General features: G+C 62.2%; 10 protein-coding genes. 6 read left to right on the top strand and 4 right to left on the bottom strand.

What is annotated here, in order from left to right:
• Window positions 1-88: 88 nt before the first annotated feature.
• Window positions 89-1,513 carry a DEAD/DEAH box helicase gene (locus tag EN804_RS01630; protein ID WP_135918564.1) on the bottom strand — a complete coding sequence of 475 codons (1,425 nt, stop codon included), beginning with the start codon at window positions 1,511-1,513 and terminating at the stop codon, window positions 89-91.
• Between the two features lie 411 nt (window positions 1,514-1,924).
• On the opposite strand from EN804_RS01630, the gene EN804_RS01635 reads away from it, so the two are divergent.
• On the top strand, window positions 1,925-3,457 hold the full coding sequence (locus EN804_RS01635; protein WP_127869351.1) for an acyl-CoA carboxylase subunit beta: 1,533 nt from the start codon (window positions 1,925-1,927) through the stop codon (window positions 3,455-3,457).
• Window positions 3,458-3,483: 26 nt separating this feature from the next.
• Here the strand turns inward: EN804_RS01635 and EN804_RS01640 are convergent, their stop codons facing one another.
• Window positions 3,484-5,013 (bottom strand): NAD(P)H-hydrate dehydratase, encoded by a 1,530-nt coding sequence (locus tag EN804_RS01640; protein ID WP_135918565.1) that lies wholly within the window; start codon window positions 5,011-5,013, stop codon window positions 3,484-3,486.
• Window positions 5,014-5,369: 356 nt separating this feature from the next.
• Between EN804_RS01640 and EN804_RS01645 the strand changes: the two genes are divergently transcribed.
• Both EN804_RS01645 and glnA read left to right on the top strand, forming a co-directional pair.
• Window positions 5,370-5,708, top strand: coding sequence for a P-II family nitrogen regulator (locus EN804_RS01645; RefSeq protein ID WP_006205430.1), 339 nt, complete (start codon window positions 5,370-5,372; stop codon window positions 5,706-5,708).
• Window positions 5,709-5,774: 66 nt separating this feature from the next.
• Window positions 5,775-7,184: a type I glutamate--ammonia ligase gene (glnA, locus tag EN804_RS01650; protein ID WP_127279623.1), complete on the top strand. Its 1,410-nt coding sequence runs from the start codon at window positions 5,775-5,777 to the stop codon at window positions 7,182-7,184.
• Window positions 7,185-7,992: 808 nt separating this feature from the next.
• Here the strand turns inward: glnA and EN804_RS01655 are convergent.
• The gene (locus EN804_RS01655) at window positions 7,993-9,417 is read right to left on the bottom strand and encodes an APC family permease (RefSeq protein ID WP_135918566.1); all 1,425 of its coding nucleotides are present in this window, start codon (window positions 9,415-9,417) and stop codon (window positions 7,993-7,995) included.
• Window positions 9,418-9,563: 146 nt separating this feature from the next.
• Here EN804_RS01655 and EN804_RS01660 point away from each other — a divergent pair, with 146 nt between their 5' ends.
• Together EN804_RS01660 and EN804_RS01665 are read left to right on the top strand one after the other, a co-directional pair.
• A complete protein-coding gene (locus tag EN804_RS01660; protein ID WP_135867744.1) occupies window positions 9,564-10,166 on the top strand; it encodes a TetR/AcrR family transcriptional regulator in 603 nt (200 codons plus the stop codon).
• A gap of 34 nt (window positions 10,167-10,200) precedes the next feature.
• A complete protein-coding gene (locus EN804_RS01665) occupies window positions 10,201-11,373 on the top strand; it encodes a P1 family peptidase (protein WP_135915588.1) in 1,173 nt (390 codons plus the stop codon).
• Between the two features lie 115 nt (window positions 11,374-11,488).
• Here the strand turns inward: EN804_RS01665 and EN804_RS01670 are convergent, their stop codons facing one another.
• A complete protein-coding gene (locus tag EN804_RS01670) occupies window positions 11,489-12,529 on the bottom strand; it encodes a glutamine synthetase beta-grasp domain-containing protein (protein ID WP_135918567.1) in 1,041 nt (346 codons plus the stop codon).
• Between the two features lie 312 nt (window positions 12,530-12,841).
• Between EN804_RS01670 and EN804_RS01675 the strand changes: the two genes are divergently transcribed.
• Complete coding sequence (locus tag EN804_RS01675; RefSeq protein WP_127280109.1) at window positions 12,842-13,036, top strand: DUF2735 domain-containing protein; 195 nt, start codon at window positions 12,842-12,844, stop codon at window positions 13,034-13,036.
• Window positions 13,037-13,070: the final 34 nt, after the last annotated feature.

A 13,070-nucleotide genomic window follows, 5' to 3' on the forward strand; every position in this document is an offset into this window, starting at 1 on the left:
GGCGCCCGAAGCATTGCCTCGGCCGCCCTCTTCTTTGCTATCCGGTCAACCAGCCAACCCCAGGGATTGGAGGCGTCCGTGAGGCCTATCAAGCAGCCCGCGCTGCCGGACGCTTGCCGCCGAAGCGGCGCTTGTTGTTGCCCTTGAAGGGCTTGGCGCCTTCGGGCTTGCGCTCGCCGGCAAAGGCCGGCTTGTCGCCGAAGCGCTTCTTGCCGAAGCCGTTGTTCTGCTTCTTCTCGCCGCCCGGCCGCCGGCCGTCGCGACGGCCGTTACGGTCGCTGCGATCGTTGGCGGGTTCGAAGCGCTCGTTCTTCTCAGCCGGATTGCGTGCCGGATCGGGGCTGCCGAGATGGTCGGCAACAACAGGCAGCTTGGTGCGGATGATCCGCTCGACCTGGCGCAGCTTGCTGTTCTCCGAAGGATCGCAAAGCGTGATCGCGATGCCATCCATGCCGTTGCGGCCGGTGCGGCCGATACGGTGGACGTAGCTTTCCGCCTCATCCGGCAGGTCGAAATTGACGACATGGCTGATGCCGGGCACGTCGATGCCGCGCGCGGCGATATCGGTCGCGACCAGAATGCGCACCGAGCCGTCACGGAAGTCATTCAGTGCCTTCTGACGGGCATTCTGCGACTTGTTGCCATGGATGACGGCGGCCTTGAAGCCGTCGCGCTCGAGGTCCTTGGTCACCCGGTCCGCACCATGCTTGGTGCGCGAAAAGATGATGACGGACTTCATCGCCGCGTCAGCGAGCATCGTCGACAGAACCTGGCGCTTCTGCTTGGTGCGGGCGAAGACGACGCCCTGCACGATCTCGGCCGCCGCGGTGCTTTGCGGCGAAACTTCAATGCGGACCGGGTTCTTCAGGAGGCCCTTGGCGAGCTCGGCGATCTCGTCCGGCATGGTGGCCGAGAACAGTGCCGTCTGGCGGTCGGGCGCGGTCGCCTTGGCAATGCGCTTGACGTCATTGATGAAGCCCATGTCGAGCATGCGATCGCCCTCATCCAGCACCAGCCATTTGGTGTCAGAGAGGATGAGGTCGCCCTCGCGCACGAGGTCGGTCAAGCGGCCGGGCGTGGCGATGAGGATATCGACGCCGGGAGCAACCTTCTTCACCTGGCTGAAGCGCGAGACGCCGCCCAGTACGAGTGCCGTCGAGACATGCGCGCCCTTGGCGAGGATCTTGATCGTGTCCTCGATCTGCACGGCGAGTTCACGGGTCGGCGCCAGGATCAGCGCACGGGTCGTCTTGGCGCGCCGCTTGGTGCCGAGCGCGATGATCTTCGACAGGATCGGCAGCGCGAAGGCCGCGGTCTTGCCGGAGCCGGTCTGCGCGATGCCGAAAATGTCACAGCCCTGCAGCTGCGGCGGGATCGCCTGCATCTGGATCGGCTTCGGTTCGGCGAAGCCGGCATTGTGGGTTGCCTTGAGCAGCGCACCCGTAATTCCCAGCGCCGCGAAACCGGAGAGTTCCGCGGTTTCATTGCCGGGCAAAGTGTTTTCGTTGGTCAAAATAATCTTCTTTCACGCGGCCTCTGGCCGCAAACATCAATGGCGGCAGGGCGCAACCTGCCGTCGGATAAACTGTCATGGAACGACAAGGCGGCGGACAGGATTGTCCGCGCGGCTGCGCTGTCGTGCCCGCAGGCATCATGCCACGGGGCTTTTTCGCCACTTTGTGATGTACCGGAAAGAGGGGCCGATATACCGGAAAGAGGGAAAACAGACGCAACCAGTCTCATTCGTCGAGAAGGCCGGTGAGTCCGGCCCAAGCGCCTATGCCGCTGCATATGGCTGAGTTCGCCCCGAAATGCAAGGGCTCCATGTTGCAGCGCAACAAAACCGGACCAAAAAGCCGACGCTTGCGCTCCCCGTCGGGCATCATTACCACAAACGCAGCTTCCGTTTTCTGGGGACCGAGCGATGAAGGACGTGCTGAAGGAACTCGAGCGGCGGCGCGACATCGCCCGCATGGGTGGCGGCCAGGCCCGCATCGACGCCCAGCACAAGAAGGGCAAGCTCACCGCGCGCGAACGCATTGAGGTGTTCCTCGACGAAGGCTCGTTCGAGGAGTTCGACATGTATGTCGAGCATCGCTCGACCGATTTTGGCATGGAGAAGACCAAGATCGCAGGCGATGGCGTCGTCACGGGCTGGGGTACGGTCAATGGCCGCCCGGTCTATCTCTTCGCCAAGGATTTCACAGTGTTCGGCGGCTCGCTGTCGGAAGCCCATGCCGAAAAGGTCATCAAGGTGCAGGAGATGGCGCTGCGCAACCGTGCGCCGATCATCGGCCTCTACGATGCCGGCGGGGCGCGCATCCAGGAAGGCGTGGCGGCACTCGGCGGCTATGCCGAAATCTTCCAGCGCAACGTGCTCGCTTCGGGCGTCATACCGCAGATCTCCGTCATCATGGGCCCTTGTGCCGGCGGTGACGTCTATTCGCCGGCCATGACCGATTTCATCTTCATGGTGCGCGACACTTCCTACATGTTCGTCACCGGGCCGGACGTGGTGAAGACCGTGACCAACGAGACGGTGACAGCCGAGAGCCTCGGCGGTGCTTCCGTTCACACGACGAAATCCTCGATCGCCGATGGCGCCTATGACAATGACGTCGAAGCACTCCTGCAGATGCGCCGGCTGATCGACCTGCTACCGGCTTCCAACACATCAGAGATTCCCGAGATCGAATGCTACCAGTCGGTCACCGATCATGACATGTCGCTCGACCGGCTGATCCCCGACAACGCCAACAAGCCCTATGACATCAGGGAATTGATCCTGAAGGTCGCCGACGAGGGCGATTTCTTCGAGATCCAGCAGAGCTTTGCGAAGAATATCGTCACCGGTTTCGGCCGGGTCGAGGGCCGCACGGTCGGCTTTGTCGCCAACCAGCCAATGGTGCTGGCGGGTGTGCTCGATTCCGACGCCAGCCGCAAGGCGGCACGCTTCGTGCGCTTCTGCGACTGTTTTTCAATCCCGATCGTCACCTTCGTCGATGTTCCCGGCTTTCTGCCGGGTACCGCGCAGGAATATGGCGGCCTGATCAAGCATGGCGCCAAGCTGCTCTTCGCCTATGCCGAGGCGACCGTGCCGAAGATCACCGTCATCACCCGCAAGGCCTATGGCGGCGCCTATGACGTGATGGCGTCAAAACATCTGCGCGGCGACATGAACTATGCCTGGCCGACGGCGCAGATCGCGGTGATGGGCGCCAGAGGCGCGGTCGAGATCATCTACCGCAAGGACATCGGCGATGGCGAAAAGATCGCTGCCCATACAAAGGCTTACGAGGATCGCTTCCTGTCGCCTTTCGTGGCCGCCGAGCGCGGCTATGTCGACGAGGTGATCATGCCGCACTCGACCCGCCGCCGTATCGCCCGGGCGCTTCGCATGCTGCGCAACAAGGACATGCAGAACCCCTGGAAGAAGCACGACAACATTCCGCTGTGAACTGGTGTCGCGGGCATCGCGGTTGATCAGCGCCCGTCTCCTGCAGCCACCAGGTCGCGCAGCACCGGCACCAGCGCCAGCGGCAAGTCCTCGGCGATCAGCCCCGGCCCAAACCGACTGCCCGCCTCGGCATGGATCCAGACCGCCGCGCAGGCCGCTTCGAACGCCGGCATGCCTTGGGCAAGCAGTCCGGCCGCGATGCCGGACAACACATCGCCCGACCCCGCTGTGGCAAGCCAGGCCACGCCGTTGGAATTGATCGCCGCCCTGCCATCCGGAGCGGCGATCACCGTATCGGCGCCCTTGTAGACGATGACGGCATTGGCATTCGCGGCAGCCGAGCGTGCCTTGTCCAGCTTCGAGGAGGCATTGTCGTCGGCGATACCAGGAAACAGCCTGGCGAACTCGCCTTCATGCGGTGTCATCACCAGCGCCGGCGCGTCCGGCCCACGGGCGGCTTCGAACAAAACGTCTGGCGCCTCCCGAAAACTCGTGATCGCGTCGGCGTCGAAGACCAGGCCGTCAATTCCGGTGGAGGCGGCCGCTGGCTTGCCCGACGCGAGCAGCGCGAGCGCGAACGCCTTGGTTTTTTCACCGACGCCAAAGCCAGGTCCGAGAACAAGGGCCGATGGCCGGCGCTCCCCGACAAATGCTTCAATGTCGGCAATATCGTCGGTCCTGCGCAGCATGATCGAAGTCAGGTGCGCGGCGTTGACCTGCATGGCGTTGCCCGGCGACAGAACCGTCACCGCCCCTGCTCCGCTTCGGGCAGCGGCAAGCGCCGAGAGCCGCGCCGCGCCGGTGGCGTTGGGTCCACCGGAACAGACGCCGACATGGCCGCGCCTGTATTTGTGCGCGTCGACGGCCGGCACCGGCAAACCGTGTAACCAAAGCGCTGGTCCATTCTCGAATGTCCGGGGCTGGAGCCTTGCAATGATGTCATCGCCGATGCCGATATCGGCAAGCACGATCTCGCCGCATCGTTCCCGGCCCGGCAGGAGCAGATGGCCGGGCTTCTTGCGCGCGAAGGTCACGGTAAGGTCGGCTGAAAACGATGTGCCGAGCACCTTGCCGCTGTCACCGGAGACGCCGGAAGGCAGGTCGACCGCGACGACCGGCAGATGCAGGTCGCTCACGAGATCGACCGCCCTGGCGGCCTCGCCGGACAACGGCTTGGACAGCCCTGCCCCGTAAAGCGCATCGACCACGATCGAGCCGGGTCCGGCATCAAAGTCCGAGAGCGGCCTGGGCTTGATTGGGCATTCCGCAGCGGCGAGTGCCGCGTCGCTATCCGGCCTTGGCGGACCATGCGCCCAGACCGTGGTGGCGACGCCGCTGCCGGCAAGCACCTGGGCAACGACATAACCGTCGCCGCCATTGTTGCCCGGGCCGCACAACACATGGACGTGCGCCGCCGCGGGATAGCGTCTGAGCACTTGCGCCGCGACGGCTTGCCCGGCACGGCGCATCAAGCCAATGCCGTCGGTTGGACCTGCTGCAATAGTCAGCCGATCCGCTTCGCCCATCTCGGCGGAAGTAAGAAGTTCGTGGCTCATGGATTGCCGATCCGCATTCGATCAAGCATTGTCCAGTTTTCGGCTCGACGCAAACGGGGAGGAGTAGCGCTGTCATGGTCACGTCGATCGGCGCAAGGATCGCAGGCACCAAACTGCCCGCAAGATGAGCACTTTGCCCAGATATTGGGCGGACACGCACAGTGGTGCCGGATAGGCCGTTGCCATTCATGCCGCTTCCAATGCAGCGAATGACGCGAATTTACATCTGGGGGTGACATGGCTTTGAAATCGTATGACACCGCTTCTGTTCCCTCCGACTGGCACAGTTCGTGCTTGATGGAGGCGCAAGCGGGGGCTCACAACCCGTTTTTTTGGCAGTGGAGGCCACTTTTTACATGAAAAAGATCGAAGCGATCATCAAGCCATTCAAGCTGGACGAAGTGAAGGAAGCGCTTCAGGAGGCCGGACTGCAAGGCATTACCGTGACCGAGGCCAAGGGTTTCGGACGCCAGAAGGGTCACACAGAACTCTACCGCGGCGCCGAATATGTCGTCGACTTCCTGCCCAAGGTGAAGATCGAGGTCGTGCTCGGCGACGATGCCGTGGAAGGCGCGATCGAGGCCATCCGCAAGGCGGCCCAGACCGGCCGTATCGGCGACGGCAAGATCTTCGTCTCCAATATCGAGGAAGTCGTGCGCATCCGCACCGGCGAAACCGGCATGGACGCGGTTTGATCCGACCCGGCCATCCTCTAAGAAACGTCATCCATCAAAAAACGTCAGCACACAGGGATACATGACATGACGACAGCCAAAGACATCATGAAGCAGATCAAGGACAACGACGTGAAATTCGTCGACCTGCGCTTCACCGACCCGAAGGGCAAGCTGCAGCACGTGACGATGGATGTCGTCGAGGTCGAGGAAGACATGTTCGCCGACGGTGTCATGTTCGACGGCTCCTCGATCGCCGGCTGGAAGGCCATCAACGAGTCCGACATGGTGTTGATGCCCGATCCGGACACGGTCCACATGGACCCGTTCTTCGCGCAGTCGACCATGGTTATCCTGTGCGACATCCTCGACCCGGTCTCGGGCGAATCCTACAACCGCGATCCGCGCGGCACGGCCAAGAAGGCCGAGGCCTACATGAAGGCGGAAGGCATCGGCGACACCATCTATGTCGGCCCGGAAGCCGAGTTCTTCGTGTTCGACGACGTCAAGTACAAGGCCGATCCCTACAACACCGGCTTCAAGCTCGATTCGACCGAACTGCCGTCGAACGACGACACCGACTACGAAACCGGCAACCTCGGTCACCGGCCGCGCATCAAGGGCGGCTATTTCCCGGTGCCGCCGATCGATTCGGCGCAGGACATGCGTTCCGAAATGCTGACGGTGCTGGCCGAAATGGGCGTGCGCGTCGAAAAGCATCACCACGAGGTGGCCGCCGCCCAGCACGAGCTCGGCATCAAGTTCGACACGCTGGTCCGCAACGCCGACAAGATGCTGATCTACAAGTATGTCGTGCACCAGGTCGCCAACGCCTATGGCAAGACGGCCACCTTCATGCCGAAGCCGATCTTCGGCGACAACGGGTCGGGCATGCACGTCCACCAGTCGATTTGGAAGGGCGGCAAGCCGACCTTCGCCGGCAATGAATATGCCGGTCTGTCGGAGAGCTGCCTGTTCTATATCGGCGGCATCATCAAGCATGCCAAGGCGATCAATGCCTTCACCAACCCGCTGACCAACTCCTACAAGCGTCTGGTGCCTGGCTACGAAGCGCCGGTGCTGCTCGCCTATTCGGCGCGCAACCGCTCGGCGTCCTGCCGCATCCCATTCGGCTCGTCGCCAAAGGCCAAGCGCGTCGAGGTTCGCTTCCCCGATCCGGGCGCGAACCCCTATCTCGCTTTCGCCGCCATGCTGATGGCTGGCCTCGACGGCATCAAGAACAAGATCCATCCGGGACAGCCAATGGACAAGGATCTCTACGACCTGCCACCGAAGGAGCTGAAGAAGATCCCGACCGTCTGCGGCTCGCTGCGTGAAGCGCTGCAAAGCCTCGACAAGGATCGCGGCTTCCTGAAAGCCGGCGGCGTCTTCGACGACGACCAGATCGATAGCTACATCGAACTGAAAATGGCGGAAGTGATGCGCTTCGAAATGACCCCGCATCCGGTCGAATACGACATGTACTATTCGGTCTAGGATTCCGTTCGGATAGTGTTTCAAAGCCCTTGAAGGATTTCCCCCTTCAAGGGCTTTTTGCTGATCCAAAGGGCTCCATCGATGGATGGCTTGCGGCCAGCCACGCAACGATGGTCAACTTGCTTACTTTGGAGGACGGATCGCAGCCGGAATTGCCGGGCGTCGCGGCCGCCGGCCGAAGACCTCAGGTCAGGGGCGGCAAGACCCAGCCAGCGCTCATTCGAGCAAGTAGCCGTAGCCTTTCGAGCGCAATCGAAGGCCAGGAGCGAGCGGCGCACTGCCTCAGGCTGCAATGCCCGCTCGTCCGGCGCCCCCGCCAATGCAGTCGTTCACGAAACCCCCGCCCCGTTCGAACAGCATCGCTTTGGCGTAACCCCATAGCCACGAATACGCATGCCGCGGCGTCATATGTCAACGCCACCCGAGGTATGGCACAAACTGGCGATTTCCTTGTATGAACAGTGGCTTATACAAGGGTTCGTTGGTGTACGGACGAGCCGGAAACAGGCAGTTTTCCGGGCTTTTTCACCAAATATAGAAACGCAAGCCATCGATGAAGGGTATGGCATGCCGGCCAAAAGCCTCCTCATTCGCTGAAGGTGACCCTACCTTTCAGCCTGACTTTTTTTGGGTGTATTCAAGTCGCGGCTGTTCGATCGGTTTTGATGGACGTTCAGCACCTGTTCCGCCCACTCGCTGTTAACGGGGCATCCCGGAGCGAGTCTCTCCGGAATGGACGGGCCGCCAGAAAAAAGAACCCCGGCGAAGGCCGGGGTTCTCGCAAGGACAGAGCGTCGGAGGGTAACGCCTATCCGGCAAGTTCGTCGGGACCGTGCAGGTTCCAGTCCGCTCGCCTGGCCAGGATCAGCAGATAGTAGATCGCCGCCGCTGCCATGATCAGCAGCGTCGCGATCAGGCTCGGGCGCCCGAACGCGGCATCGAGCAGGTTCTGGTAGGCGACATAAACCAGCGCCACAAAGGCGAGGACGGCCGGCACTGGAAACAGCGGCATGCGGTAGTGTCCGCCAGCCGTGGTGCCATTGCGGCGGCCGGCAAACACCGCCACGCAAAGAAGTGCGTAGATCACCACCAGCGACGTGCCGCTGACCACCAGCAGCAGATTGAGATCGATGAAGCAGGCGAGCGCAGCCAGGACCGCCACGACAATGGTGGCGATCCAGGGCGATGCGTAGCTGCCGTGGACCGAGGCGACGGCGGCGTTGATTGGGCCGAACCAGGTCTTGTCGCGGCCGGAGCTGAACAGCAGCCGCGCCGCCTGCAGGATGATGGCGATGACGGCGTTGAAGATGGCGACGACGATGGCAAGGCTGATCAGAACCGTCAGCGCATGGCCGCCGCGCGCTTCCAGAAAATACTCGATCTTCTGGGGTGCCGCGAGCAGGCCGGGAAGATCCGGAGACCCCAGCAACACCGCCGTCAGCGGAATGAGTTCGGCCGCGACGGTAATCACCAATGCCCAGAGAACCACCTTGCCGATGTTGCGCCTGGCATCCTGTGTCTCCTCGCCGAAATAGGCGGCCGCGCCATAGCCGTTATAGGCAAACAGCGAGACGGCAGTGGAGGCCAGGATGAGGCCGGCCGAGGCCGGAACAAGCGTGTTCGTGGTGGCGTCGAGCAATTGCGGCGAGGTGAACAGGCTGGAGAGCGGCCGCTCGACATGGGCAAAGCCGAGACCGGTCAGGATCAGCAGCGCCAGCATCTCGATGCCGAGGAAAATGCCGGTGACGAAGGCATTGAGCTTGATGCGCATCGCCGCGACCGTGCCGGCCAGCCCGATCGTCACCACGCCGACCCATTGCGGACTGAGGTTGGGGATGAGCACACCGAGATAGGTGCCGACACCAAGCGCGATGACGGCGACGATCAGCACGATCGAGACGAACACCAGCACCAGCGTGACGAAGCCCCAGAAGCGGCCGAGCGTGCGGCCGATCATGGTATATTCGCCGCCGGCCATCGGATAGGCCGATGAGAGCTCGGCATACACGAAGGCCATGAACAGCCCGATGACCGCGGCAATGACGAAACTGAGGAATGAACCGGTGCCGGCCAGCGCGATGACGCCCGGCACGATGATGAACACCGAGGATGCCGGCGTCACTGCCGACAGCACGATCATCAGTGTGCCGAGCGCATTCAGTGCCCGATCCAGTCCCTTGGCGGCGGGCGCGGCCTTGGCAGTTGCCCCTGTCGTTGCCTCGTTTGTAGACATCTTCCTCCCCTTTTTTTAATAAGATAAAAATATTCCTCCGAGGGGAACCTAGCGATGGAGTCAGATATCGTCAATTAATATGGTGCATTGGTGCTTGCGAAATTTCATGAGGCTGTTTTAAACTGAATCAAATTCAGGAACCGAAGATGGGACGACCCAAAACCCAGGCCGATCGTCGCCTCACGCTCGTCGCGGCAGCGGAATCGATGATCGCCAAGCGCGGCCTTGCCGGCGTCACGTTGCGCGACGTCGCCAATGAAGCAGGGATGAGTTCGAGCGCCCTGCTCTACTATTATCCGGGGCTGAAGGACCTGCTGGACGATGTGCAACGCAAGGCCGTCGAGCGGTTCTGCACCATACGCGCGGCGTCGGTTGCCGAGATCGCCGATCCGCGGCTGCGGCTGAAAACGATGATCGAAAGCGGACTGCCGACGGACGCGGACGACCAGCTCTGCCGGCTGCTGCTCGAACTTGGCGCCTATTCGCGCTCGGATGCGAACTACGCGGCCCGGCACATCACTTTGTTCGAGCGGCAGGTGTCGATCTATGTCGGCATACTGGAGGCGGGCGCCGCCACCGGCATCTTTAAACTACGGGCGACCAGCGAGACGATCGCGCGCAGCCTGGTCGTGCTCGAGGATGGCCTGGGGCTGCATCTCGTCAATGTCGTGCCCGCGGTCGATCAACCTTCGGCGATGGCGATCCTGACCAGCTATGCCGAGCTTGCGACGGGCTGCAGCCTTCGCTGAGCCAGAATATCAATCAACGGAGCGGAACCCCAGCATGGACCAACTGCCGACCCATACCACCACGCCAGCCGGCAAGGCCCGCGCCCGGGCGCTCGCCATTCCCTTGCAGGGCACGCCCGGCCCCGCCAATGCCATCACCGATGTCGGAGGCGTCCTGGTCGGCTACTCCACGATCATCAAGGGCGAAGGCAAGCTCGCGCTCGGACAGGGACCGGTGCGCACCGGCGTGACGGCGATACTGCCGTTCGGCCACGACGGTGTCGGCGTGGCCTGCGCCGCCGGCTATCACTCCTTCAACGGCAATGGCGAAATGACCGGCGCCTCGTGGATAGAGGAAGCCGGTAGCATCAGCCTGCCGATCCTGATCACCAACACCCATGCGGTCGGCCCCTGTCATCGCGGCATCATCGACTGGGTCGCGCGCCACAAGCCCGACGTCGCCGATCAGTGGCTGCTGCCGGTGGTGGCCGAAACCTGGGATGGCTATCTCAACGATATCAACGGCTCGCATGTCACGGTCGACCATGCGATCGCGGCGATCGACAATGCGACAAGCGGGCACATCGAGGAAGGCTCGGTCGGCGGCGGCACGGGCATGAACTGCTACGCTTTCAAGGGCGGCTCGGGCACGGCTTCAAGGGTCGTCGACTACGGCCATCGCTCCTACACGGTCGGCGTCTTCCTGCAAGCCAATTTCGGCTCGCGCCGGGAACTTACCATTGCCGGCGCGCCGCTCGGCAACGAACTGGCCGACGACAACCCGATGGAGGCCTATTTCAGCGGCGGCCCGACGGGCGCCGGCTCCTGCATCGGCATCGTCGCCACCGATGCGCCGCTGCTGCCTGGCCAGTGCAAGGCGCTGGCCAGGCGCGTGCCGCTCGGCCTCGCACGGACAGGCACCACCGGCTCGCATTTCTCCGGCGATATTTTTCTCGCTTTCTCGACCGCCAACCGCGACGCCCTCAACGGCCGCTTCCCGCGGGGACCGGCGACCGAACACAGCTATGGGCACATGGATTTCATCCCGTGGGGTCGCATGGATGATTTCTACGCAGCCGTCGTGCAAGCAGCCGAAGAGGCGGTGCTCAACGCGCTTGTCGCCAACAGCGACATGATCGGCCGCGACGGCAATCGGACCCCCGCCCTGCCGCATGCCAAGGTGGTGACGGCGCTGAACGCGCGTGGGGTCATGGCTGATCGACAATAACGAAGGCCAATCCGGCAAACTGCTTGACAAAAAAAAGCCCGGGCGTTTTCAGCCCGGGCCTTTTCCATAATGAGCATCCGTTCGCGGCGCCGAGTTGCATGCGCCGCAAAGAGGATCAGGCGGCGGCCGAAACCTCTGCGCTGGCCGGCACCGAAGCGATCGTCTTCAGGATCTGCGAGGCGATCTGGTAGGGGTCGCCCTGCGAGTTCGGACGGCGGTCTTCCAGATAGCCCTTGTAGTCGTTCTTGACGAACGAATGCGGGACGCGGATCGACGCGCCGCGATCGGCGATGCCATAGCTGAACCTGTTCCACGGCGCGGTCTCATGCTTGCCGGTCAAACGCTTGTCGTTGTCCGGGCCGTAGACGGCGATGTGGTCCATCAGATTCTTGTCGAAAGCCGCCATCAGCGCTTCGAAATAGACCTTGCCGCCGACTTCACGCATATAGGCGGTCGAGAAATTGGCATGCATGCCCGAGCCGTTCCAGTCGGTGTCGCCGAGCGGCTTGCAATGGTATTCGATGTCGATGCCGTACTTCTCGGTCAGGCGCTGCATCAGATAGCGGGCCATCCACATCTGGTCGGCGGCCTTTTTGGAGCCCTTGCCGAAAATCTGGAATTCCCACTGGCCCTTTGCCACTTCGGCGTTGATGCCTTCGTGGTTGATGCCGGCCGCGAGGCAGAGATCAAGATGTTCCTCGACGATCTGGCGCGCGACAGAGCCGACATTCGAATAGCCGACGCCGGTATAGTACGGGCCCTGCGGTGCGGGATAGCCGCTCTCGGGGAAGCCGAGCGGACGGCCGTCCTTGTAGAAGAAATACTCCTGCTCGAAGCCGAACCAGGCGCCTTCGTCGTCGAGGATGGTGGCGCGCTTGTTGGATGCATGCGGCGTCACGCCATCGGGCATCATGACTTCGCACATGACGAGCACGCCGTTGGTGCGGGCCGGATCGGGATAGACCGCGACCGGCTTCAGCACGCAGTCGGAGCTATGCCCTTCGGCCTGCTGCGTCGATGACCCGTCGAAGCCCCACAGCGGCAGCTGCTCGAGCGTCGGGAACTCGGCGAATTCCTTGATCTGCGTCTTGCCGCGAAGATTGGGGACCGGGGTGTATCCATCGAGCCAGATATACTCGAGCTTGTATTTGGTCATTCTAGAGCCTCTCGTTGCTTGGACACCGCAAGCAGGCGATGTCGATGCATGGCCGAAACAGGCCGGCCTGCCGATGATTAAAAAGCAATTCGTATGCCACTCGGCCTCCGACGGGTGCGGCAAAATGGTCATGCCAAGGCTTTGATTTTGGTGAGCCGTCTCAGCAATGCGTGCAGATCGCCCAAGCCGCAATACTGCTTAAATCATAGGCAAATGATGATCTTTTCGTAGGCATATTGCCTAAATGACTCGCAGAACCTATTTTGATGAGAACTGAATCGACGAGCTTCTGAAAAACAAGGGAGACCGGCAATGCAAGTCACGCAATCGCGTCCGTCGGCGAAAATCCTGATGTTCCCGCTGGCAGCGCGCAGGCCTGCCTTAAATTTAGGCGCCAAGGCCAAATTCGCGGCAGAGCTTGCCGCGCTTCGCGGCGAGCACGCCGATTTCGATGGCTGGTACCACGAGGCCGCCGTCGAGGAAGAAAACCCGCAACGGAAAAGCTGAAGCCGCTCCACGTCGATCTCGCATGAAAAAGCCC

The organism is Mesorhizobium sp. M8A.F.Ca.ET.161.01.1.1 (assembly GCF_004792105.1).
GTDB lineage: Bacteria > Pseudomonadota > Alphaproteobacteria > Rhizobiales > Rhizobiaceae > Mesorhizobium.